Source organism: Pseudomonas sp. 86_A (assembly GCF_017491705.1).
GTDB classification, from domain to species: Bacteria; Pseudomonadota; Gammaproteobacteria; order Pseudomonadales; family Pseudomonadaceae; genus Aquipseudomonas; species Aquipseudomonas koreensis.
In genome coordinates, this window is the sequence record NZ_JAFGYS010000003.1 from 236875 (window position 1) to 258907 (window position 22033).

A 22033-nucleotide genomic window follows, 5' to 3' on the forward strand; every position below is an offset into this window, starting at 1 on the left:
CAGCCCCAAAGTTTTTGTGGGCGCTGCGCACCCATGCGGGAGCAAGCTCCCTCGCCACAGGTTCGCGTTGACTTGGTTTGTCTTGATTGAGAGGTATCGCCGCATGTCATCTTCATCTTCGAAAGAACGCGGCTACTTCGACAGTTTCGGCAAAAGCGCCGAAGCCGAGTTCATGCCGGAAACCGCCGGCGCGTCGTTGCAGGACTCGCCGCGCTGGTCGCGGATCACCGTGTGGCTGGCGGCGGCGCTGTTGATCAGTGCGCTGCTCTGGGCCAAGTTCGCGGTGCTCGAAGAAGTGACCATGGGCGAAGGCAAGGCGATTCCGTCGAGCAAGGTCCAGGTGATCCAGAACCTCGAGGGCGGGATCGTCACCGAGATTTTCGTGCGCGAAGGCCAGATGGTGAACAAGGGCGACACGCTGCTGCGCCTGGATGACACGCGCTTCCTGTCGAATAAGGGTGAGAGCGAAGCCGACCGTTACGCCCTGACCGCGCAAGTCGAACGCCTTTCCGCCGAAGCCGAGGGCCGGCCGCTCAAGCTGTCTGACGAGGTGATCGCCAAGGCGCCGCAGGTCGCCGAAGACGAACGGGCGCTTTACGACCAGCGCCAACGGCGGCTGGCCAGTGAGCAACGTACCCTCACCGAACAGCTGCGGCAGAAGACTCAGGAGCTGGCGGAGTTCCGCTCCAAACAGGGCCAGTACAGCTCCAGCCTGGCGCTGCTACAGCAAGAGATGAACATGTCGGCGCCGCTGGTTGGCACTGGCGCAGTGTCGCCAGTGGAAATCCTGCGACTCAAACGCAGCGCGGTGGAGATTCGCGGTTCGCTGAACGCGACAACCCTGGCGATCCCCCGGGCCGAATCGGCGATCAACGAGATCAAGAGCAAGATCGACGAATCGGAACAGACCTTCCGCTCCGACGCCGCCAAGGACCTCAATCAGAAACGCACCGACCTGTCGAAAATCACCGCGTCGAGCATCGCCATCGACGACCGCGTCAGCCGCACCACCGTGACCTCGCCGGTGCACGGGGTGATCAAGCAGCTCAAGGTCAACACCATCGGTGGCGTGGTGCAGCCGGGCAGCGACATGGTTGAAATCGTGCCGCTGGAAGACAACCTGCTGATCGAAGCCAAGGTCCGTCCGCAAGACGTCGCGTTCCTGCACCCGGGCCAGAAAGCCATGGTCAAGTTCAGTGCCTACGACTACACGATCTACGGCGGCCTGAGCGCGAAACTGGAACTGATCGGCGCCGACACCATCACCGATGACAAGGGCAACAGCTTCTACCTGATTCAGGTGCGCACCGATAAAAACCATTTGGGCGGGGATGTGAAACCGCTGCTGATCATCCCGGGGATGGTGGCGACGGTGGACATTATTACCGGGGAAAAAAGTGTGCTGGATTACCTGCTCAAACCGGTGTTGAAAGCGCGGACCGAGGCGATGCGCGAGCGCTAGCGATTTCCAAAGCATTGCTGTGATTGATCCGGCGCTTTCGCGAGCAGGCTCGCTCCCACAGGGGATTTGAGGTGTGCACAGAGTTTGTGCGCACCTTCGATCAAATGTGGGAGCGAGCCTGCTCGCGAAGAGGCCAGCCGCTTCAGCAATTATGCATCGCCATGGTTACGCTGAAAGGTCTCCTCCCCCATCGCTGCAATCTGCCCCTCGATCAACGCTTCGAACGGCTTGAGCAACGGCTCGAATGAAGCCGACGGCTCCAGCGTGTGCAACGCCTGCACAATCGCCTCGATGGTCGACAACGCCCCCGGCCCCGGTGCCTTGCGCAACCGGTACCGCGACACCCCGCCCGCGGTCAGCGTCACCCGTGGCAACGCCGCCAGCAGCGGATTGAGATGGAGCATCTTGCGCGCCTTGCGCCAGGTACCATCCGGCACCACCAACAGCAACGGTTCATCAGATTCGCTGTAAGCCTGCATCGGTTGTGCATCGTCGGCGGGAAACAGCAAGCGCGCCTGATACCCCGGCCGGTTCAACAGCGCCGGTAAATCCTCGAACACTTCACCGACAATCAACTCGGCATTGGTCAACCCCAACGCCGCCAGGCGCGCAGTATTGAGCGCGTGATTGACCTCGCTCGGGTGCTGCAACAGCAACACCCGGGTGCGGCTGTCGAGGCGCGGGATCAGTGGGCACAGGCAATGGGTTTGTGGGCGCAGGCAGCGCGGGCATTGGGGTCTGGACATACTTCTTTTTCCTACACGCTAAGCCTGATTGAGCTGTGCTTTGAGCAGATCACGAAAAGTCTGGATCAGCGGCTCGCGACTGCGGCCACGGCGCATGATCATCGAGAACGGCGCCTGATAGCCGAAGGTCGCCGGCAGCAACACGCGCAGGTCGCCCTTGTCGGCCCAGGCCTGCGCATAGTGTTCAGGCAAATAACCAATGTAGGCGCCGGACAGCACCAGAATCAGCTGCGCTTCCATACTTTCCACGGTGGCGGCACTGTGCTTGAAACCGTGGCGCGCCAGTTCGGCCTGACTCCAGTAACCGCGACCGACCATGCGTTGCTGGGTGATGACCTGCTCGGGGATCCGTCGCTCGTTGAACAACGGGTGCCGGCTACTGCAATACAGCCAGTGCTGCTCGCGGTACAGCGGCATGTAGACCAGACCGCTCATGCGCGTGGAGAACGCACCGATGGCCAGGTCGAGACGATTGTCCTGCACGCCGAGTTGCAGTTCGTAGGGGCTCATCACCGACAGGTGCAAATGCACCGCCGGGTGTTCCTGACTGTAGGCGCCGATGGCTTCGGCGAACGGCAGGGCCTTGTCGCTGACGGTAGAGTCGATCACCCCGAGGTTGAGCGTGCCACGCAGCTCGCCCTTGAGCGCGGCGGCGTATTGCTCGAAACCTTCAAGCTCGGCGAGCAGGCGCAGGGTTTCCTGATGGAACAGCTCGCCTTTGCTCGTCAGGCTGAAACCGCCGCGCCCGCGATGGCACAGCACCAGACCCAGTGCCGCTTCGAGCTGGCTCATGTAGGTGCTGATCGCCGAGGTCGACAGGTTGAGCTCCTGTTGCGCATTGGCGAAGCCCTGATGGCGGACCACGCTGACGAAGATGCGTAATAGTTTCAGGTCGGGTAAAGCGTTGGCCATCAAGTACTCCAGATACGCAGGTCATGGGCGGCGCACATATCCCTGTGACGAACACCTTTTGTGGCGAGGGAGCTTGCTCCCGCTCGGCTGCGAAGCAGTCGCAAACCCGGCAAATACAATTGATCAGGTGTACCGAGTGGCGTGGTTTTGGGGCTGCTTCGCCGCCCAGCGGGAGCAAGCTCCCTCGCCACAGGCACATCAATACAAGGCTAAAGAGTCTATCTCCAGCCTCGCCATTAGTTTAGAAAAATCTGAACTAAGTTTTTGCCCGTAGCGATTCTTCCGCCGCACTACATTTCGCAGAATCGGCCCCACAGCGGCGTCCGACCTTCACAGGCACGGTGCGCCGACATAAATAAAACAAAGACGATGAGGCCCTACCCGTGGACAAGATTCTTCACCAACCACTGGGCGGCAACGAAATGCCGCGCTTCGGCGGCATCGCCACCATGCTCCGACTCCCCCATGTACCGACCGCTGCCGGTCTGGACGCTGCCTTCGTTGGCGTGCCTCTGGACATCGGTACTTCGCTGCGCCCCGGCACCCGCTTCGGACCACGCGACATCCGCACCGAATCGGTGATGATCCGCCCGTACAACATGGCCACCGGCGCCGCCCCGTTCGACTCGCTGTCGGTCGCCGACATCGGTGACGTGGCAATCAACACCTTCAACCTGCTCGACGCCGTGCGCATCATCGAAGAAGCCTACGACAACATCCTCGAGCACAACGTGATCCCGATGACCCTGGGTGGCGACCACACCATCACCCTGCCGATCCTGCGGGCGATTCACAAGAAGCACGGCAAAGTCGGTCTGGTGCACATCGATGCGCACGCCGACGTCAACGATCACATGTTCGGCGAGAAGATCGCCCACGGTACGACCTTCCGTCGCGCCGTCGAAGAAGGCCTGCTGGACTGCGACCGCGTGGTGCAGATTGGTTTGCGCGCGCAGGGTTACACCGCTGACGACTTCAACTGGAGCCGCGACCAGGGCTTCCGCGTGGTGCAGGCCGAAGAGTGCTGGCACAAGTCGCTGGCGCCGCTGATGGCCGAAGTGCGCGAGAAAGTCGGTGGCGGCCCGGTGTACCTGAGCTTCGACATCGACGGCATCGACCCGGCCTGGGCGCCGGGCACCGGCACCCCGGAAATCGGTGGTCTGACGACCATTCAGGCGATTGAAATCGTCCGTGGCTGCCAGGGCCTCGACCTGATCGGCTGCGATCTGGTAGAAGTCTCGCCCGCGTACGACACCACCGGCAACACCTCGCTGCTGGCCGCCAACCTGCTGTACGAAATGCTCTGCGTACTGCCGGGCGTGGTCCACCGCTGAGGGTTCGGCCATGAACGAACGTGATCAGGTTCTGCAAGCGGCCGCCGATCTGGTGTCCGCCTTCGCCCGTAATGATCGCGAGGCTTACTTCGGCGCGTTCAGCGCCGATGCGAGTTTCGTGTTCTACACCCTCGAACAGCCGCTGCTGTCGCGCGACACCTATCAGGCGTTGTGGGACCGCTGGCGCGCCGAGGATGGCTTTGAAGTGCTGTCGTGCACTTCAAGCAACGCTTTCGTCAGCCTGCAAGGTGATGTGGCGATTTTCATCCATGACGTGGCCACCGAGCTGCGCATGCAAGGGGAGCAACACTTCAGCCAGGAGCGCGAGACGATTGTTTTCAAGAAACAAGCGTCGAGCCTAGAACAACAAGGCCATTGGCTGGCCTGCCACGAACATTTGTCCGCAATGCCGGAAGGGCTGCCATCCCCTTAGCCAAGACAGGTGACGCTCACGCACGATGAGCGCGCCTTTATGATCGGAGCAGATCATGAATAACAACAACAACGACCAAAGCCTTACGCAAATTGAAACCCACGGGGTCGAGCAGATCCCGGACCACGAACGCACCGCAGGCCCGACGGATTTGTTCCGGATGATCTTCGGTGGTTCGAACACCTTTGCCACCGCCGTGCTCGGCAGTTTCCCGGTGCTGTTCGGCCTGTCGTTTCAGGCCGGTGTCTGGGCGATTGTTGCGGGCGTGTTGCTGGGCTCGCTGATCCTCGCACCGATGGGCCTGTTCGGGCCGATCAACGGCACCAACAATGCCGTGTCGTCTGGCGCACACTTCGGTGTGCACGGGCGGATCGTCGGTTCGTTCCTGTCGCTGTTGACCGCTATCGCGTTTTTCTCGCTCTCGGTGTGGAGTTCGGGGGATGCGTTGATCGGTGGGGCGAAACGCCTGATCGGTCTGCCGGAAACCGACCTGACCCTGGGCCTGGCCTACGGTCTGTTCGCGATTCTGGTGCTGACCGTGTGCATCTACGGCTTCCGCTTTCTGCTGTGGGTGAACAAGATCGCGGTGTGGAGCGCCAGCCTGTTGTTCCTGCTGGGCATCTTCGCCTTCGCCGGTCCTTTCGACGTCAATTACGCCGGCACGGTGAGCCTCGGGCAACCGGGCTTCTGGGCGGCGTTCATCGGCGCCGCGCTGGTGGCGATGAGCAACCCGATTTCCTTCGGGGCGTTCCTCGGCGACTGGTCGCGCTACATCCCGCGTGACACCTCCAAGCAGCGGATCATGGCGGCGGTGGTGCTGTCGCAGATCGCCACGTTCATCCCGTTCCTGTTCGGCCTGGCCACCGCGACCATCGTCGCGATCAAGGCGCCGGACTACATCGCGGCGAACAACTACGTGGGCGGCCTGCTGGCGGTATCGCCGAGCTGGTTCTTCCTGCCGGTGTGCCTGATTGCGGTGATTGGCGGCATGTCCACCGGCACCACCTCGCTGTATGGCACCGGGCTGGACATGTCCAGTGTGTTCCCACGGGTGCTGTCGCGGGTCAAGGCGACGCTGCTGATCGGCGTGCTGTCGATTGCCTTCATCTTCATTGGGCGCTTCGCGGCAAACCTGGTGCAGAGCGTGTCGACCTTCGCCGTGCTGATCATCACCTGCACCACCCCGTGGATGGTGATCATGATCATCGGCCTGTTGGTGCGTCGCGGCTTCTACTGCCCGGATGACCTGCAAGTGTTCACTCGCGGCGAACAGGGCGGACGCTACTGGTTCAACCACGGCTGGAACTGGCGTGGCCTGGGCGCGTGGATCCCGAGCGCGGCGGTCGGCCTGTGCTTCGTCAACCTGCCGGGGCAGTTCGTCGGCCCGCTGGGCGAGATGGCCGGCGGTATCGACATCAGCTTGCCGGTGACCCTCGGTCTGGCATCGGTGGTGTACCTGACGTTGCTGAGCCTGTTCCCGGAACCGCGAGACGTGTTCGGCCCGCAGGATGCACGGAGCCAAGTCTCAGAAAAACCTGAACTGCGTCAGGCCGCCTGATCCATAAAGAAAATTTGAAGGATTGAAGTTCTTGTGGCGAGGGAGCTTGCTCCCGCTCGACTGTGCAGCAGTCGCAATGAAGTGATTGGGGCCGCTTCGCGGCCCAGCGGGAGCAAGCTCCCTCGCCACAGCGAAACATTCGATTCAGCGTTCCACATAAAAAAGACAATCGGAGACACGCCATCATGGCTTTGGATTTATTCGTCGTCCTCATCTACGCCGCCGGCATGCTCTTGCTCGGCTACTACGGCATGCGCAAGGCCAAGACCAACGAGGACTTTCTGGTCGCCGGGCGCAACCTGGGCCCGAGCCTGTACATGGGCACCATGGCCGCGACCGTGCTCGGTGGCGCGTCCACCGTCGGCACCGTGCGCCTGGGCTACGTGCACGGCATCTCCGGTTTCTGGCTGTGCGCGGCCCTCGGTTGCGGCATCGTCGCGCTGAACCTGTTCCTCGCCAAACCGCTGCTGAAACTGAAGATTTACACCGTTACCCAGGTGCTGGAAAAACGCTACAACCCGATGGCCCGCTCGGCGAGCGCGGCGATCATGCTGGCCTATGCGCTGATGATCGGCGTGACCTCGATCCTGGCGATCGGCACCGTGTTGCAAGTGCTGTTCGGTCTGCCGTTCTGGATCTCGGTGCTGCTCGGCGGTGGCGTGGTGGTGATCTACTCGGCCATCGGCGGCATGTGGTCGCTGACCCTGACCGACATCGTCCAGTTCATCATCAAGACCGTCGGCCTGATGTTCATCCTGTTGCCGATCTGCCTTTACCGCGTCGGCGGCTGGGACGAACTGGTGCTGAAGCTGCCGGCAGCGGCGTTCAACTTCACCACCATCGGCTGGGACACGATCATCACCTACTTCATGATCTACTTCTTCGGCATCCTGATCGGTCAGGACATCTGGCAACGGGTGTTCACCGTCAAGACCGCCAAAGTCGCGCAGTACGCCGGCAGCATCGCGGGCATCTACTGCATCCTCTACGGCCTGGCCTGCGCCCTGATCGGCATGGCCGCGCACGTGCTGATCCCGGATCTGGACAACGTCAACAACGCCTTCGCCGCCATCGTCAAACTGTCGCTGCCGGACGGCATCCGGGGTCTGGTGATCGCCGCAGCTCTGGCAGCGATGATGTCCACCGCCAGCGCCGGCCTGCTCGCGGCGGCCACCACCCTGACTGAAGACCTGCTGCCGAAACTGCGCGGCGGCAAACAGTCGAGCTTAGGCATCAACCGCTTGTTCACCCTGCTGACCGGTGTCGTGGTGCTGGGCATCGCGCTGGTGGTGAATGACGTGATCAGCGCCCTGACCCTGGCGTACAACCTGTTGGTCGGCGGCATGCTGATTCCGCTGATCGGCGCGATCTTCTGGAAACGCGCAACCACCGCCGGCGCCATCGCCAGCATGGGCCTGGGTTTTGCCACCGCGCTGCTGTTCATGTTCAAGGATGGTCTGGACGCCAACACGCCGATCTACTACAGCCTGGCGGTGGGCCTGATCAGCTTTGTGGTGGTCAGCCTGTTCTCGCGTCGCCCGGCGACCGTGGCGAGTGCGATCTAAGCTTTGATGTAACGACTTGATGCTTTCTTCGACGGGTGTGGCGTCGGTTGCCACACTCGTTTTTTTACGTCTGGAGAAAATGGCTTATGAAGATCGTTTCGCGCGATCAGTGGTTCGAAGTGCAAACCCTGAACGATGGCATCCGCCTGATTCACGAGCCGTACATCCGTCCCTTCTACCGCTGCAACCTATGGCATGTGCAGGGCCGCGACAAAGACTTGTTGCTGGATAGCGGTTCGGGATTGGTCAGCCTGCGCGAGCAGTTGCCGTGGATCACCGAACGGCCGCTGGTGGCTGTCGCCAGTCATTGCCACTTCGACCACATCGCCGGGCATCACGAGTTTGCCGAACGGCTGGTGCACCCGGCCGAAGCGGACATTCTGGCGGCTCCGGATGGCGAGAATGATTTGAGCCGCGCCTTCGTCGGCGACGATATGTTCGACGCGCACCCGGATTGCCCGCTGTGCTACGCCGAATACCGGGTCAAAGCCGCGCCGGCCACCGGGTTTATCGAGGATGGCGACGTGCTGGATCTGGGCAACCGCACCCTGCAGGTGCTGCACACGCCGGGGCATTCGCCGGGCGGTATCAGCCTGTATGAGGCGGCCACCGAAACGTTGTTCAGCGGCGACATCATTTACGACGGGCCGCTGATCGAAGACGCCTACCACTCCAATCTGCAGGATTACGCCGCCAGTCTGCGACGCTTGCAGGCGTTGCCGATCCGCACGGTGCATGGCGGACATTTCGGCAGTTTTTCCGGCGGGCATTTGCGTTCGATGATTGACGAATGGTTGCGCAGCCACGCCTGAGGCCTGCTGTACTCAAGCCAGACACCCCTCAGAACGATCTGCCATGAGAAGAGCTGCCGTGCGTGCCGCGGTGCACCGATACATTCGGCGCCTGCTGGAATCCCGCGAATTCAACGACCACACCAGTCTGGTGCAATTAGGCCTGGAGAAGGCGGATATCGAGGATTTGATCTTCCATCTGGAAGATGAATTCGGACTGACGGCGTTTACGGCCGAAGAGGATCACATGCTCAAGACCGCGAAGACCGCGAATGACCTGAGTCGATTTTTGCTAGAGATTGGACGGCATTGAGAGGATTTGCCAAATACATCCGTCAGGGTGAGCTGAAACCCTGTGGCGAGGGAGCTTGCTCCCGCTGGGCTGCGCAGCAGCCCCAAAACCATTCAGCCCGGTTGTGCCAGACGGACCTTGTTCAGTGACGTTACGACTGCTGCGCAGCCGGGCGGGAGCAAGCTCCCTCGCCACAACAAGCGTCACTCACCTGGAATCGTGCTTACCGGCGCCGTTGTTGACGCCGACGCTGTTCGTCATCGGTGCGGATCGGTACGGGTTGCAGAGGCGGTTCGATCAAGCCGAGGGCAACACCCAAATCGTGCAGCCAGTTCTGAATTTTCTCTTTCATCGTCATGCCCCCTTCAGGGTAGTGCTGAGCGGCCGGAATTCTGAGGCCGCTTCGCATTGATAATAGTCCTAAGTCCTACGCAATGCTCGGCCAAATCCGCAATGATCTGTTACTGAATTGAACAGAATTACAGTCGGTTGGTTCACGCCGTCTGCCGGGTTTCATTCGATGCCACGGGATAGAGCGCTTGCTGCTGTTCAATCCAGGCGTTCAGGTTGGCCCCGACCATGCCTTTACGCCACATGAGCCACGTTGTCGCACTGGCAAACGGCTCGGCCAACGGGTGCACCGCAACGCTTTCGCGCCCCGGCAGGCTGGCGAGCATCGACTCCGACATCAGCGCCACGCCGCTGCCGGCAATCACGCAGGCGAGCATGCCCTGATAGGACTCGATCTCCATCGCCCGGCCCATCGCCGCCTGATAGTGGACGAACCATGCCTCCAGCCGCGCGCGATAGGCGCAGCCATGGCGGAAGGTGAACACCGCCCTGCCCTCGACCTCCTTGGCGCTGCGGATCGGCGGGTGATCGGCCTCGCTGATCAGCACCAGACGCTCGTCACACAGCGGCACGCCGTCGATGCCCGCCAGTTGCGGCGGACCGTCCACCAGCGCCGCGTCGAGGCGGCCGGACACCAGGCCTTCGAGCAATTCGCCGCTGGGCCCCGACTGCACTTGCAGATTCACCGCCGGGTATTGCTTGTGATAGCGCGCCAACAGCGCCGGCAAATGGATTGCCGCGGTGCTGTACAGCGTGCCGAGGACAAAATCCCCCGCCGGTTGCCCGCCCATCACCGCCGCACGGGCCTGATCGCGCAAGGCGAACAGTTTGCCGGTGTAGTCCAGCAAGACTTTTCCTGCAGGCGATAACTGCAAACGCTGACGCTCACGGACGAACAGTTCGACGCCCAACTGCTCCTCCAGCTGTTTGAGCCGGGTCGATAGGTTGGACGGCACCCGGTGCAGGCGCTCCGCGGCGCGCGTGATCGAGCCTTCTTCGGCCACCGCCTGAAAGATCCGCAATTGGCTGAACTCCACGACCTTTCTCCACAACAGAACAAGTTACTCACTATTATTCAATTTTAAAGAAAGTCAATCGGTTCTAGCCTGACGGTCATTGCTCCTTCCAAGGAATCCCGACCATGTCGCCCCTGATTCGCTTGTCCGCCTGTTTCTTCGCCCTGATGATGGCCATGGGCATTGGGCGTTTCGCCCTCACCCCACAAATGCCGCACCTGCTCAGCGAAGGTCAGGTCGATCTGACCGCCGCCGGACTGATCGCGGCCGCCAACTACCTCGGTTACCTGTTGGGAGCGGTGGACGCGATGTTCGCCCACCGACCGCAGCAGGTGCAGCGCCGCTTGTACGGTGGCTTGTGGCTGTGTGTGCTGCTGACCCTGGCGTCGTTCTGGGCCAACGGTTTCTGGTCGCATCTGTTGCTGCGCTTCGGCACCGGCGTAGCGAGTGCCTGGGTGCTGGTGATGATCACCGCATTGAGTCAGCCGCTGGCGGCTGCGGCGGGCCGGCCACGGTTGGGCGCGCTGGTATTCGCCGGACCGGGGCTGGGGATTTTTCTCACAGGGCTGCTGGCACTGGTCTCACATCTGCTGCAGCAGACATCGGCCACGCTGTGGCTGATCTATGCCGGCGTGGCGTTGCTGATGCTGCTGGCGATCGTGCGAATCCTGCCGCAACCGGGCACTCACACGCCGGTCGCCAGCCTCAATGGCAGCCACTCCAATCGCGGCATTCCACGACTGGCGGCGGTGTATGCACTGTATGGGGTGGGTTACATCATCCCGGCCACGTTCCTTTCGCAAATGGCCAACGCGCAATTTCACGGGCAATGGCAGGCCGATCTGTTCTGGCCGTGCTTCGGCCTTGGTGCGGCCATTGGCGTGCTGCTGGTGAGCCTGCGTCGTCACAACCCGAACACCACGCGGCACTGGCTGACGGCTACGCTTTGGCTGCAGGCGCTTGGGGTCTTTGCGTGCCTGCTGGGCAGCGGCTACGGCCTGGCGCTGGGCGTGATGCTCTGCGGCATGCCGTTCCTGGCCTGCATGCAACTGGTGATGCAACGTTCGCGGGAACTGGCGCCGCACACCACCCAGCGCAACGCCGGCCTGCTGACTGCGTGCTTCGCCGTCGGTCAGCTCAGCGGTCCGCTGCTGGCAGCGCTGAGCAGCCATTTCAGCGGCGGCCTGCAACCGGCGCTGGTGATCGCCGGTAGCGGCTTGCTGATTGCCGGCGGGTTGGCCCTGCAATCGTCTACTGCTGGCCGAGCAGTTTGCGCAAACGCCGACGCACCCACTGCTCAGCGCTGACAAAGGTGATGCCGAGCAACACCAGCACCGCGCCGATGACGAAGTTCAGGCTCAATTCCTCACCGAGCAGCACCACGCCGAACGTGACGCCGAACAACGGCGTCATGAATGAAAACACCGCCAGATTGGCTGCCAGATAGCGGCGCAGCAGCCAGAACCAGGTCAGGTAACTGAAGAACGACACCACCAGCCCCTGGAACAACACGCTGGCCACCGCCACGGTGGTCAGGCTGACATGAGTGATCTGGCCGCTGAACAACGCGATCAACAGCAGGCCGACGAAGCCAACGATCAATTGATAGAACAGGGTCAAGGTAACCGGCGCTTCCGACAGTCGCGAGGCGCGCACCACCACGGTGGTCGCGCCCCAACAGGCGCCGGCAATAACCCCAAACGCGTCGCCCAGCAGCATGCGCCGGTCGAGGTTGTCCCACGACACGCCGCCAGCAAAAGCAATGGCGATGCCGATGAACGCGAGGAAGATCCCCAGCCATTGCACCGGCCGCAGACGCTCGCTGGCCAGCAGAAAATGCACGCCGAGCGCGGTGAAAATCGGTGCGGTGTAGAGGAACACCGACATGTGCGCGGCGGTGGTCAGTTGCAGGCCTTCGGCGATGAAGAAGAACTCCAGGCCGAACAGCGCCCCCGCCAGCAGCCCGCCGCGCCAGGTATTGCCGACCTGATCCCAGCCGCCCTTCCAGCACAGCAGCAAGCCGACCAGCAGCGCGGAAATCCCCGAACGCCCGGCCGCCTGCATCACTGGCGCGATGTCCGGCGCGGCCCATTTGATCATCACCTGCTGCACGCCCCAGATCAGGCACAGGCCGATCATCACCTGCAACGCAAAACCGTCGGCATTGCGCCGCTCGACACTCACCGCATCACCTCGAACACACACAACATGGCAGCCATCCAATGGGCAAAAATCAGTGTCGGGGATTATCAATCAGTCGGGCAGAAAAAGCCGTCTGAAAAAGACTCTGGAGGCGTCAGTAACGTCACCGGGGGAATGACGGATGGCTGCGCCATCCATCGCGAGCAGGCTCGCTCCCACAGAATTCGGCGTCGAGCTCAGAATTTGCGCACGACATCGATCCCTGTGGGAACGGGCTTGCCCGCGAAGAGGCCGGCACTTTCAACAAAAACTACAGACCAGACCTGTCCAGTCGCTTCGCCGCCAGGAAACCAACAGTACACGCCACAGCCGTGGCAAACGTCCCCCACGCCCAATCCATCAACGACACCTGCACCGACCAGCCGCGCAACGTCGCCCAATTGGTAAGGTCATACGTGCCGTACGCCACCACCCCCAACAACGCGCCCAGGCGTGCCGCGCGTTGCCAGCTCAGCGCCGGCAACACCACAAATTGCACGCAACCAACAACGTACAGGCAATAAAAAACCGCTGCCGGTAACAGCAGCGGTTTTTCGAGCATCAGCGAACCGAGCAGTTCGCGGTAGGTCGGCGCCATCAACACGCCGAGCCAGATACCGTCTAGCAACAGAAACGCCAGCAGAGTGGCGATGTAGGCGATCAGCGCTTTTTTCATTTGCGAACCCTCATGTAGGCGCTGCCGCAGGCTGCGATCTTTTGATCTTCAAAGGCAAAAGATCACAGCCTGCGGCAGCTCCTACATGGGGCCGGCGTTCACTCAGGTTAGTTCAATGCGATCAGCATGAATGACAATCTTGCCATCCTTGTACAACGAACCGATGGCCTTCTTGAAGTTGCCTTTGCTGACGCCAAACAGGCTGCTGATCAACGCTGGATCACTCTTGTCGCTGACCGCCAGCGTGCCATTGTTTTCGCGCAACTTGGCGAGGATCTTCGAACTCAGGCTGCTGGCCGCTTCCTGACCCACCGGTTGCAGGCTGAGGCTGATCTTGCCGTCGGCGCGCACTTCCTTGATGAAACCCTTCTCGCGCATGCCGGAACGCATGAACTTGAAGATCTCGTTCTTGTGGATCAAGCCCCAGTGCTTGTTGTTGATGATCGCCTTGAAGCCCATGTCGGTGGCTTCGGCCACCAGCAGATCGACTTCCTCGCCGGGGCTGTAGTTCGCCGGCGTCTTGTCGAGGTAGCGATCCAGGCGCGCGGTGGCGGTGATGCGTCGCGTGTGTTTGTCGAGATAGACGTGTACCACGCAGTATTCGCCGGCGGTCATCTGACGCTTTTCTTCGGAATACGGCAGCAACAGATCTTTCGGCAGGCCCCAATCGAGGAACACGCCGATGCTGTTGACCTCAACAACTTTCAGACTGGCAAATTCGCCGACCTGAACTTTCGGTTTTTCAGTGGTCGCGAGAAGTTTGTCTTCGCTGTCCAGATAAATAAATACGTTGAGCCAGTCTTCATCTTCGCTGGGAATATCTTTAGGGATATAACGGTTGGGCAAAAGAATTTCGCCGTCGGCACCGCCGTCCAGATATAAACCGAAGTTAGTGTGTTTAACCACTTGCAAACTGTTGTAACGCCCGACTAAAGCCATTTTCCAAAACCCTCATTGCGTGGCGGCATTCTACCCGGTTTTGCCGCAAACGTCGGGCGCCAGAGCCGCCCGTTCGGGAAAATCTGCACGAGGCCTTGATTTTCCTAGGTTGCGCATGCGGCGAGATGCCGCTCGTCAGTCCAGCGCAGACGCTGACAGCGCAACATCACAGTGCCACAACCCATAAATGTTCTTATTTAAAACAGCAGGTTAGGGAGATATTTCGAATAATTAAGCGGACATGATCCACCCACCCGCTCAGTTATTCCCGGGGATATTTATCAAGCAATTGTCAAGTGATTCCTGTACGATGCCTGGCCGAGTTACTTTTCTACAGGTTAATGGCCGCCATGCGTGTAAAAGCATCCACCAGCAAAGCAAAGCCAGCTCCAGCCGTTGAAACCAGCGAATCGATCAACGATCAGATCGCAGCGTTCCTCAAGTCCGGCGGTGAAATCCAGCAAATTGCCAAAGGCGTCAGCGGCCAGACGTTTGGTCCGTCCAAGCAGATCAGCCTGGGCAAAAAGTAATACCGGTAATACACCCGTCCTGAGACGCTTTGAGCTTCGAAGCGTCTGGACTGGCGCCCGCGCAACCCCCTCGATTCTGTTTAATCAATCTTTTGAAAATCGACGAACGGCCATCATCGCCGAGCATTCGCCGGTATCCTTGCACGCGTCTGGATCAAGCGTTTCAGCAGGCTCAAGCCCTGCCCTCGCTGTTCATGGAGTGACGCATGCTCAAATCTTCCTGTTTATTGCTTGTAGGCCTGCTGGCCTGTTCGACGGCGCACGCGCAGATTTTCCAGCGCGAGCTCGGCGACTTCGACCTCAAACTCGGGACTACGCCCAGCCGCAGCATGGCCCAGGGGCTGGTCAAGCCAGCGGCAGTCGGCTCGTTCCACGGCGGCCTCGACCTCAGCCACGACAGCGGCCTGTATGTCGGCCAGTACGCCCCCAGCATGGGCCTCACGCCGGGCAAGAACCTCGAAATCGATTCCTACGTCGGCTTCAAACAACCTTTCGATCAGACCCTCGGCTACGAAGTCGGGATGATCCACTACAGCTACCCCAAAGTGGACACGCTCGACAGCCAGGAGCTGTTCGGCGGCCTGACCCTGCTCGGCAGCCGCTTCGGTGTGGCCGTCAGCAACGACCCGGACAAACAGAACAACACGCTGTTCGCCGACCTTGGCGGCAATCAGCCGTTCGGCATCGGGATCAGCATGAAATACACCACCCACCAACTGAACACGCCCGTGTCGGTAGACGGTGGTTATGTCAGCAGCTTTACCGATTGGTCGGTGAAATTTTCCCGGCCGTTCATGGGTGTCGATCTCGACCTGATCTACAGCAATTCCAACCTCAGCGGCAGTGATTGCTCGGCCTACTCGGGACACAACAGTCAGTGTGATGGTCTTGTTACGCTGAAGGCCGAACGCGCGTTCTATTGATCGGCTGAACTGCCGGGAGCCTCCTGCGTTCACATAAGAATCAGACGTCAGGCCTCGCAAGGATTCGCTCATGTCTCGCTGGTTCAAACACCTCGCCACCCTGCTGATCTTCACCCTCGCCCTTGGCGCCTGTAGCCGTGTCGGCCTGGCCTACCGCAACCTCGACGTGATCATTCCGTGGACGCTCGGCGACTACCTGGACATGACCGGCGAGCAAAAAGACTGGTTCAACGAGCGCCTCAAGGAACACCTGAACTGGCACTGCACCACGCAATTGCCGGGCTACCTCGACTGGCTGGATCGCTTGCAAAGCATGGTCGAAACCAATCAGGTGACCGACGCGGCGCTGCAGGCGCGAACCACGGAAGCAAAAAAAGCCATCGCCGAAACCGCACGCCAGATCACGCCATCGGCCATCGAATTGCTGCAAGGGTTGGACGACAAACAGGTGGCGGAAATGAATGACGCGTTCGCCAAGGACCTGCGCAAACGTGAAAAGGAATACGTCAAACCGCCCTTGGCGCAACAGATTGCCGAACGCGGTGCGCGCATGGACAAACGCCTGACCGACTGGCTTGGCCCGTTGAGCGTCACTCAGGAACAGCGGGTGATGGCCTGGTCGACGGCACTGGGCGATCAGAACACCCAATGGATCGCCAACCGCGCGCACTGGCAGCAGCAATTCAGCAACGCCGTAGCCCAGCGCAAGAGTGCAGAATTCCCACAACGGATCGAGACGCTTCTGGTCAACCGCGAGCGTTTATGGACACCGGATTACCAGAAGGCCTACGCCAACACCGAGGCGCAGGCGCGTGCGCTGGCGGTTGATCTGATGGCCGAGAGTACGCCACAGCAACGTCAGCGGTTGTTGAAGAAGATTGAGGGTGTGCGCAAGGACTTCAATGATTTGAAATGTCTGAAGGCAGCAAAGCAGGAATAGAAGATCAAAAGATCGCAGCCTTCGGCAGCTCCTACACAAATCCTGTAGGAGCTGCCGAAGGCTGCGATCTTTGGTTTTCAGGCAATTTGCGCTTTAGAAGCCACCTCATCAAACGTCGTCTCATCCAGCGCATCTTCCTGCTCATCCAGCACTTGGCGTGGATGATCGTTGCCGGGAATGCTGCTGTCGATCAGGCTCAACAGGCTTGAGCCGCGTGGCGTCAGAATAAAATTGTTGCCGGTGCTGCCTTCATGGTCCGGACGCGGTTCGATATATCCACGGGCCAGCAGCAATTTTTCGTATTCACAGGCCACCGTTTTCAGGTGATCCAGATTCTCGATCGGCTCGCCCGCACTGGCTTTCTCCGCAGCATAGTCCTCGGCGTATTTTCGAGGAGCGAAACTTTCGCCAGCACTGTTCTGCACTTCATGCAGCAAGCGTTCAATCAAATCCCAGTTATAAGTCGTCATCCTGATTCAACCTCCGGTGCGCGTGATTTAGGGCGCTGTCATAAGTTGTGACCCGAGCGTGCCGCAGCCGTTCAGCCGCATTTCACGCCGCGAACGACCGGCGGTCCTGTGGTTTTTGTCAGGGGTCAACCCGGCTTCAACCGAGTCTTCTGCCACAGATGCTCTCAAGCCGGACACCGCGAGCCTGACTGAACTTTTCGCTGCTCCAAGGCCTCCACCGATTAACACGCCTTAACCGGAACGGAGGCCCGCCCCCATGAAAACCCTGCTCAAGCTCACCCTCGCCGCCACCCTCGCCTGCGCCCTGCCCGTCTGGGCCTGCACACCCGAGGAAGCCACGGCCAAACGAGAACAACTGGCCAAGGAAGTCGCCAAGCTCACCGAGCAGAACCCCACCAAGGCCAAGGAGATCAACGCCGAGTTGCAGAAAATGGATCTGGGCACGGCCAGCGCCGATCTGCCGGACAAGTGCCAATTGATTGATCAGCGCTTGAAGGAATTGGGGACGGCTGAGAAAAAAGCCGAGAGCTAAAAGCAAGATCAAAAGATCGCAGCCTTCGGCAGCTCCTACAACGATCCCTGTAGGAGCTGCCGCAGGCTGCGATCCTTTGACCTTGAAAATGCATTAGTGCATTTATTTTCTTGCACATATGCATATACAGACTAAGGTTACCTCGAGCAAGGAGATCGGCACTGTTCATCGCAGATGAAAACCGTTAACCACCGATCACTCGGCAATACCGCAACACAATCACAAGCTGGACGCTTGTTTTCATTCATGGAGGACTGAAAAAATGTTAACTACTCAAGCAACATCATTCACCGGCGAGAGCCTGCCAAGGTGCCTCGTCGGCCACCTGCTCGACCCGCAATTGGTCGAGGTTGAAGCCACAGCGCAAACCGCTGCGCTGGCCGCTGCCAACCTCAACTTCACCATGCAGAAACAAACCCAGACCAACTGGTGCTGGGCGGCCGTATCCGCTTCGGTCGGCAACTACTACGGCACCGGGTCCTGGACCCAGTGCGGTGTCGCCAGCACCCAACTGGACCGCAATTGCTGCAGTCAGCCGGGGCCGTGCAACGTCTACGGCTATCTGGATTCGGCCCTGCAAACCACCCGCAGCTACAACGGCATGAATCAGGGTTCGCTGCAGATGTCGGCCATCCAGAACCAGATCAACATGGGCCGCCCGGTCGGTCTGCGCTGCGCCTGGTACGGCGGCGGTGCGCACTTCCTGGTGATCTACGGCACCAATGGCAACTACGTGCTGGTCGCCGATTCGATCTACGGTTACTCGACCCGTGCGCTGAACGCGTTCCCCGCTTCGTACAACGGCGGCGGCAACTGGACTCACACTTACTTCACCGTGAAAAACTAGGAGGGCGACATCATGCAACTGACTTATCCAAAGGCGCCTTCCAACGGCGTACAAACGTTGCGTCCGGTGCTGCAAGCCGCGCTGCAAAACCAGGGCTTCGGTATCAACCGCCAGTTCGCCAACGCGACACCGGCCAAAATCAGCCTCAGCGAGGCTTATCGCGGCTACTCGCTGACACTCGACGATTTGAGCCAGGGCAAAGGGCTGAAAGATGCACGCCTCGGTGACTGGCATTACCTGGTGTTTGCCGACGGCGTGACCATTGCCGATGCGCAACTGGCCGAGGTTCGCGGCCACGTCGAGTTCGCTTCGCTGAACCACGGCAGCCGCGCCGCCGACACCGTGGGCGCGTTGAAACTGGCGGAACAGGCGCCGCAACTGCAGGGTAAAACCGTCGAATTGCGCGTGCTGTTTGTCTCGGCCCTGCACGTCGTGGCGATCTGGCTGCATGCGGACGGCGAGGATGTGCTGATCCCGATCGAGCCGACGCCAAAAGAGTTGGGCGGCTCGCGGCTGTACAGCGAAACGGCGCTGCTCGCGCTGCTCAAACCGGCAGCAGATCGCGCCAAGCAACGGTTTGACGCGGACACCAGCGGACAACTGGGAAGCTGACAAACGCTGCGCATAAAAAAACCCGGACACTGTCCGGGTTTTTTATTGGTCGCGAAACGCCTTACTCAGCCGCAGGCTCGGCCGGCTTGCGGCGCTTGAGCGGGGCCATGCCATCGGCGCTCACCAGAGAATCCGGCTTCGGACGGTTGGCGCTCTTGCGCTTGGTCGGGGTCTTGGCGGCGGTTTTCTTCTTGTCGCCCTTGGCGTCGGTCTTTTTCTTCTTCACGCCGACGGCTTTGCCCGAGGCCTTGACCTTTTTCGGTCCGCCGTAGGTGCCTTTGACTTCCTTGATGGTGCGGCGCTCGAAGCTTTGCTTCAGGTAGCGTTCGATGCTCGACATCAGGTTCCAGTCGCCGTGACAGATCAGCGAGATCGCCAGACCGTCGTTGCCGGCGCGGCCGGTACGACCGATGCGGTGCACGTATTCGTCGCCGCTGCGGGGCATGTCGAAGTTGATCACCAGGTCCAGGCCATCAACGTCCAGACCACGGGCCGCCACGTCAGTCGCCACCAGAATCTTAACGCCGCCCTGCTTCAGACGGTCGATCGCCAGTTTGCGATCCTTCTGGTCTTTCTCGCCGTGCAGCACGAACGCCTTGTATTCCTGAGCCACGAGGCGACCGTAGATACGGTCGGCCATGGCGCGGGTGTTGGTGAAGACGATGGCCTTCTGGTAGGTCTCGTTGGCCAGCAGCCAGTTCACGATCTGTTCTTTGTGCTGGTTGTGGTCGGCGGTGATGATCTGCTGACGGGTGGTCGAGTTCAGCTGGCTGACCGCGTTGAGCTGCAGGTGCTCAGGGTTGTTCAGCACCTTGGCGATCATCTCGCGCAGGCCGGAACCGCCGGTGGTGGCGGAGAACAGCATGGTCTGCTGACGGTTCGGGCATTCATCGACCAGACGCTGTACGTCTTCGGCGAAACCCATGTCGAGCATGCGGTCGGCTTCGTCGAGCACCAGCACTTCGACTTCTTTCAGGTCGAGGTTGCCGGCGTTGAGTTGCTCGATCATCCGGCCCGGGGTGCCGATCAGGATGTCCGGCACCTTGCGCAGCATCGCAGCCTGGACCTTGAAGTCTTCACCGCCGGTGATCAGACCGGACTTGATGAAGGTGAACTGCGAGAAGCGCTCGACTTCCTTCAGCGTCTGCTGAGCCAGTTCGCGGGTCGGCAGCAGGATCAGGGTCTTGATGCTGACGCGAACCTTGGCCGGGCCGATCAGGCGGTTGAGGATCGGCAGTACGAAAGCGGCGGTTTTGCCGCTACCGGTTTGCGCTGTCACCCGCAGATCACGCCCTTGGAGCGCCAGCGGAATGGCCGCGGCTTGCACAGGCGTTGGCTCGACAAATTTCAGCTCGGCCACAGCTTTAAGCAGGCGTTCGTGCAGGGCGAATTGGGAAAACACGGGTGCTACCTCGAAGATATGCAAAAAAACAGCTGCATAGGTTACCGGTTTCGAGCGCTCAGGCCGAGTTTCTTTATACAAACGGACGTAATCAGTGGCTTTTTTGTTGCTCGATTTGTCTCCAACGGTAATACACAGCGTCTTAAATGCTCTAATCGCCCATCGCGTCTTACAGAAGAATCGTTGCTCACATGGATTTCAAACAGCTCTGGCTCAACGCCCAAGACCTCTGGGGTGCCCTCGAACAGCACCCGTTCCTGCAATCCGGCCTGGCGCTGATGCTGCTCTTGGTGATCGCGCTGGTCCTCGGACGAGTGGCGCGCTATCTGATCCTGCATGCCAGTCGCATGCTCGGGCGTCAGCCGGCGCTGCACTGGATCAACGACTTCCGCCACAACAAAGTGTTTCAGCGCCTGGCGCAGATGACCCCGTCGCTGGTGATCCAGTTCGGCCTGCACCTGGTGCCGGAACTGAGCAAAACCGCGATGACGTTCCTTGGCAACGTCGCGCTGGCGTTCACCATCCTGTTCCTGCTGCTGTCGGTCAGCGCCCTGCTCAATGCGCTGCTGGACATCTACGCGCGCACCGAACACGCCCGCACCCGCTCGATCAAGGGGTATGTGCAACTGGCGAAGATGGTCTTGTACGTGTTTGGCGCGATCATCATCGTTGCCACATTGATCGACCGTTCGCCGCTGTTGCTGCTCTCCGGTCTGGGTGCGATGTCGGCGGTGATTCTGTTGGTCTACAAGGACACGTTGCTGTCGTTCGTCGCCAGCGTGCAGCTGACCAGCAACGACATGCTGCGGGTCGGCGACTGGATCGAGATGCCGCAAGTCGGCGCCGATGGCGATGTGGTCGATATCACCCTGCACACGGTCAAGGTGCAGAATTTCGACAAGACGATTGTGTCGATCCCGACCTGGCGCCTGATGTCCGAATCGTTCCGCAACTGGCGCGGCATGCAGCAGTCCGGCGGGCGACGGATCAAGCGCAGCCTGTTCATTGATGCCAGCGGCGTGCGTTTCATCCGCGACGATGAAGAAGAAAAGCTCTCCCAGGTGCACCTGCTGACCGATTACATGGGCCGCAAGAAAGCCGAGCTCAAGGCGTGGAACGCGGCGCAGGGCAACGTCGCGGCGATGTCGGCCAACCGCCGGCGTATGACCAACATCGGCACCTTCCGCGCCTATGCCTTGGCGTACCTGAAGAGCCACCCCGAGGTGCAGCCGAACATGACTTGCATGGTGCGGCAGATGCAGACCACGGCGCAGGGCATTCCGCTGGAAATCTACTGCTTCACCACGACCACGGTGTGGGCCGACTATGAGCGGATTCAGGGGGATATTTTCGACTATCTGCTGGCGGTGCTGCCGGAGTTCGGGTTGAGCCTGTATCAGCAGCCCAGTGGTGGGGATTTGCGCTCGGGGTTGTTGCCGGCGGTGCTCGGCTCGGCCAGCATTCCCGAGCCACAGAAACACCTCCTGTAACCCCAATTCTCCTGTAGGAGCTGCCGAAGGC

At 60.4% G+C, this 22033-nt stretch carries 24 protein-coding genes; 15 read left to right on the forward strand and 9 right to left on the reverse strand.

Translation table 11 applies throughout. The annotated features are described in order from the left end of the window. Positions 1-103 precede the first annotated feature (103 nt). A complete protein-coding gene (locus J5M57_RS06645) occupies positions 104-1462 on the forward strand; it encodes an HlyD family type I secretion periplasmic adaptor subunit (RefSeq protein ID WP_207848245.1) in 1359 nt (452 codons plus the stop codon). A gap of 149 nt (positions 1463-1611) precedes the next feature. On the opposite strand, the gene J5M57_RS06650 is transcribed toward J5M57_RS06645, so the two are convergent. After that, the gene (locus tag J5M57_RS06650) at positions 1612-2208 is read right to left on the reverse strand and encodes a DTW domain-containing protein (RefSeq protein WP_207848246.1); all 597 of its coding nucleotides are present in this window, start codon (positions 2206-2208) and stop codon (positions 1612-1614) included. A gap of 18 nt (positions 2209-2226) precedes the next feature. After that, on the reverse strand, positions 2227-3120 hold the full coding sequence (locus tag J5M57_RS06655) for a LysR family transcriptional regulator (RefSeq protein ID WP_007956593.1): 894 nt from the start codon (positions 3118-3120) through the stop codon (positions 2227-2229). Positions 3121-3503: 383 nt separating this feature from the next. On the opposite strand from J5M57_RS06655, the gene speB reads away from it, so the two are divergent. From speB to J5M57_RS06685, 6 genes are all read left to right on the forward strand, one after another. Next, positions 3504-4454: an agmatinase gene (gene speB / locus J5M57_RS06660; RefSeq protein ID WP_003222717.1), complete on the forward strand. Its 951-nt coding sequence runs from the start codon at positions 3504-3506 to the stop codon at positions 4452-4454. Positions 4455-4464: 10 nt separating this feature from the next. Then, positions 4465-4887, forward strand: a complete 423-nt coding sequence (locus J5M57_RS06665; protein ID WP_207848247.1) for a nuclear transport factor 2 family protein — start codon at positions 4465-4467, stop codon at positions 4885-4887. A gap of 55 nt (positions 4888-4942) precedes the next feature. Next, the gene (locus tag J5M57_RS06670; RefSeq protein ID WP_083366655.1) at positions 4943-6445 is read left to right on the forward strand and encodes a cytosine permease; all 1503 of its coding nucleotides are present in this window, start codon (positions 4943-4945) and stop codon (positions 6443-6445) included. Positions 6446-6630: 185 nt separating this feature from the next. After that, positions 6631-8010, forward strand: a complete 1380-nt coding sequence (locus J5M57_RS06675; RefSeq protein WP_064586496.1) for a sodium:solute symporter — start codon at positions 6631-6633, stop codon at positions 8008-8010. Between the two features lie 86 nt (positions 8011-8096). Next, positions 8097-8822, forward strand: a complete 726-nt coding sequence (locus J5M57_RS06680; protein WP_169841016.1) for an MBL fold metallo-hydrolase — start codon at positions 8097-8099, stop codon at positions 8820-8822. A 43-nt stretch (positions 8823-8865) separates the two neighbouring features. Further along, positions 8866-9114: an acyl carrier protein gene (locus J5M57_RS06685; protein ID WP_169841017.1), complete on the forward strand. Its 249-nt coding sequence runs from the start codon at positions 8866-8868 to the stop codon at positions 9112-9114. A gap of 202 nt (positions 9115-9316) precedes the next feature. On the opposite strand, the gene J5M57_RS29070 is transcribed toward J5M57_RS06685, so the two are convergent. Beyond that, complete coding sequence (locus tag J5M57_RS29070; protein WP_007914492.1) at positions 9317-9445, reverse strand: PA1414 family protein; 129 nt, start codon at positions 9443-9445, stop codon at positions 9317-9319. 142 nt (positions 9446-9587) lie between these two features. Further along, a complete protein-coding gene (locus tag J5M57_RS06690; RefSeq protein ID WP_207848248.1) occupies positions 9588-10481 on the reverse strand; it encodes a LysR family transcriptional regulator in 894 nt (297 codons plus the stop codon). Between the two features lie 104 nt (positions 10482-10585). Between J5M57_RS06690 and J5M57_RS06695 the strand changes: the two genes are divergently transcribed. Beyond that, positions 10586-11767, forward strand: coding sequence for an MFS transporter (locus J5M57_RS06695; protein WP_207848249.1), 1182 nt, complete (start codon positions 10586-10588; stop codon positions 11765-11767). On the opposite strand, the gene J5M57_RS06700 is transcribed toward J5M57_RS06695, so the two are convergent. From J5M57_RS06700 to J5M57_RS06710, 3 genes are all read right to left on the reverse strand, one after another. Then, positions 11712-12644: a DMT family transporter gene (locus tag J5M57_RS06700; protein WP_064586491.1), complete on the reverse strand. Its 933-nt coding sequence runs from the start codon at positions 12642-12644 to the stop codon at positions 11712-11714. The two genes, J5M57_RS06695 and J5M57_RS06700, sit on opposite strands and share 56 nt — an antisense overlap. A gap of 268 nt (positions 12645-12912) precedes the next feature. After that, positions 12913-13317, reverse strand: coding sequence for a DUF2177 family protein (locus J5M57_RS06705; RefSeq protein WP_207848250.1), 405 nt, complete (start codon positions 13315-13317; stop codon positions 12913-12915). A 102-nt stretch (positions 13318-13419) separates the two neighbouring features. Then, positions 13420-14256, reverse strand: coding sequence for a S1-like domain-containing RNA-binding protein (locus tag J5M57_RS06710; RefSeq protein WP_169841021.1), 837 nt, complete (start codon positions 14254-14256; stop codon positions 13420-13422). Between the two features lie 341 nt (positions 14257-14597). Between J5M57_RS06710 and J5M57_RS06715 the strand changes: the two genes are divergently transcribed. The 3 genes from J5M57_RS06715 to J5M57_RS06725 all read left to right on the forward strand — a co-directional run bounded on the left by J5M57_RS06715 (position 14598) and on the right by J5M57_RS06725 (position 16649). Continuing rightward, on the forward strand, positions 14598-14786 hold the full coding sequence (locus J5M57_RS06715; RefSeq protein WP_016985943.1) for a hypothetical protein: 189 nt from the start codon (positions 14598-14600) through the stop codon (positions 14784-14786). 206 nt (positions 14787-14992) lie between these two features. Continuing rightward, positions 14993-15709, forward strand: coding sequence for a TorF family putative porin (locus J5M57_RS06720; RefSeq protein WP_064586488.1), 717 nt, complete (start codon positions 14993-14995; stop codon positions 15707-15709). 70 nt (positions 15710-15779) lie between these two features. Continuing rightward, entirely contained in the window at positions 15780-16649 is an 870-nt protein-coding gene (locus tag J5M57_RS06725) for a DUF6279 family lipoprotein (RefSeq protein ID WP_083366660.1), read from the forward strand. Positions 16650-16726: 77 nt separating this feature from the next. Here the strand turns inward: J5M57_RS06725 and J5M57_RS06730 are convergent, their stop codons facing one another. Beyond that, entirely contained in the window at positions 16727-17119 is a 393-nt protein-coding gene (locus J5M57_RS06730; RefSeq protein WP_083366661.1) for a transcriptional regulator, read from the reverse strand. Between the two features lie 256 nt (positions 17120-17375). Between J5M57_RS06730 and J5M57_RS06735 the strand changes: the two genes are divergently transcribed. The 3 genes from J5M57_RS06735 (at position 17376) to J5M57_RS06745 (ending at position 19110) form a co-directional block, all read left to right on the forward strand. Continuing rightward, positions 17376-17651: a hypothetical protein gene (locus J5M57_RS06735; protein ID WP_169841023.1), complete on the forward strand. Its 276-nt coding sequence runs from the start codon at positions 17376-17378 to the stop codon at positions 17649-17651. Positions 17652-17913: 262 nt separating this feature from the next. Continuing rightward, positions 17914-18498, forward strand: a complete 585-nt coding sequence (locus J5M57_RS06740) for a papain-like cysteine protease family protein (protein WP_207848251.1) — start codon at positions 17914-17916, stop codon at positions 18496-18498. Between the two features lie 12 nt (positions 18499-18510). Next, positions 18511-19110: a hypothetical protein gene (locus J5M57_RS06745; protein ID WP_083366664.1), complete on the forward strand. Its 600-nt coding sequence runs from the start codon at positions 18511-18513 to the stop codon at positions 19108-19110. Positions 19111-19171: 61 nt separating this feature from the next. On the opposite strand, the gene J5M57_RS06750 is transcribed toward J5M57_RS06745, so the two are convergent. Next, on the reverse strand, positions 19172-20512 hold the full coding sequence (locus tag J5M57_RS06750; protein ID WP_064586482.1) for a DEAD/DEAH box helicase: 1341 nt from the start codon (positions 20510-20512) through the stop codon (positions 19172-19174). Positions 20513-20703: 191 nt separating this feature from the next. On the opposite strand from J5M57_RS06750, the gene J5M57_RS06755 reads away from it, so the two are divergent. Further along, complete coding sequence (locus J5M57_RS06755) at positions 20704-22002, forward strand: mechanosensitive ion channel family protein (RefSeq protein ID WP_207848252.1); 1299 nt, start codon at positions 20704-20706, stop codon at positions 22000-22002. Positions 22003-22033: the final 31 nt, after the last annotated feature.

Excerpts from the sequence above, each read along its gene's own strand:
- J5M57_RS06645 (WP_207848245.1), top strand. The coding sequence starts at position 104 with ATGTCATCTTCATCTTCGAAAGAACGCGGCTACTTCGACAGTTTCGGC.
- J5M57_RS06650 (WP_207848246.1), bottom strand. The coding sequence starts at position 2,208 with ATGTCCAGACCCCAATGCCCGCGCTGCCTGCGCCCACAAACCCATTGC.
- J5M57_RS06655 (WP_007956593.1), bottom strand. The coding sequence starts at position 3,120 with ATGGCCAACGCTTTACCCGACCTGAAACTATTACGCATCTTCGTCAGC.
- J5M57_RS06665 (WP_207848247.1), top strand. The coding sequence starts at position 4,465 with ATGAACGAACGTGATCAGGTTCTGCAAGCGGCCGCCGATCTGGTGTCC.
- J5M57_RS06670 (WP_083366655.1), top strand. The coding sequence starts at position 4,943 with ATGAATAACAACAACAACGACCAAAGCCTTACGCAAATTGAAACCCAC.
- J5M57_RS06675 (WP_064586496.1), top strand. The coding sequence starts at position 6,631 with ATGGCTTTGGATTTATTCGTCGTCCTCATCTACGCCGCCGGCATGCTC.
- J5M57_RS06680 (WP_169841016.1), top strand. The coding sequence starts at position 8,097 with ATGAAGATCGTTTCGCGCGATCAGTGGTTCGAAGTGCAAACCCTGAAC.
- J5M57_RS06685 (WP_169841017.1), top strand. The coding sequence starts at position 8,866 with ATGAGAAGAGCTGCCGTGCGTGCCGCGGTGCACCGATACATTCGGCGC.
- J5M57_RS29070 (WP_007914492.1), bottom strand. The coding sequence starts at position 9,445 with ATGAAAGAGAAAATTCAGAACTGGCTGCACGATTTGGGTGTTGCCCTC.
- J5M57_RS06695 (WP_207848249.1), top strand. The coding sequence starts at position 10,586 with ATGTCGCCCCTGATTCGCTTGTCCGCCTGTTTCTTCGCCCTGATGATG.
- J5M57_RS06705 (WP_207848250.1), bottom strand. The coding sequence starts at position 13,317 with ATGAAAAAAGCGCTGATCGCCTACATCGCCACTCTGCTGGCGTTTCTG.
- J5M57_RS06710 (WP_169841021.1), bottom strand. The coding sequence starts at position 14,256 with ATGGCTTTAGTCGGGCGTTACAACAGTTTGCAAGTGGTTAAACACACT.
- J5M57_RS06715 (WP_016985943.1), top strand. The coding sequence starts at position 14,598 with ATGGCCGCCATGCGTGTAAAAGCATCCACCAGCAAAGCAAAGCCAGCT.
- J5M57_RS06720 (WP_064586488.1), top strand. The coding sequence starts at position 14,993 with ATGCTCAAATCTTCCTGTTTATTGCTTGTAGGCCTGCTGGCCTGTTCG.
- J5M57_RS06725 (WP_083366660.1), top strand. The coding sequence starts at position 15,780 with ATGTCTCGCTGGTTCAAACACCTCGCCACCCTGCTGATCTTCACCCTC.
- J5M57_RS06730 (WP_083366661.1), bottom strand. The coding sequence starts at position 17,119 with ATGACGACTTATAACTGGGATTTGATTGAACGCTTGCTGCATGAAGTG.
- J5M57_RS06735 (WP_169841023.1), top strand. The coding sequence starts at position 17,376 with ATGAAAACCCTGCTCAAGCTCACCCTCGCCGCCACCCTCGCCTGCGCC.
- J5M57_RS06740 (WP_207848251.1), top strand. The coding sequence starts at position 17,914 with ATGTTAACTACTCAAGCAACATCATTCACCGGCGAGAGCCTGCCAAGG.
- J5M57_RS06745 (WP_083366664.1), top strand. The coding sequence starts at position 18,511 with ATGCAACTGACTTATCCAAAGGCGCCTTCCAACGGCGTACAAACGTTG.
- J5M57_RS06755 (WP_207848252.1), top strand. The coding sequence starts at position 20,704 with ATGGATTTCAAACAGCTCTGGCTCAACGCCCAAGACCTCTGGGGTGCC.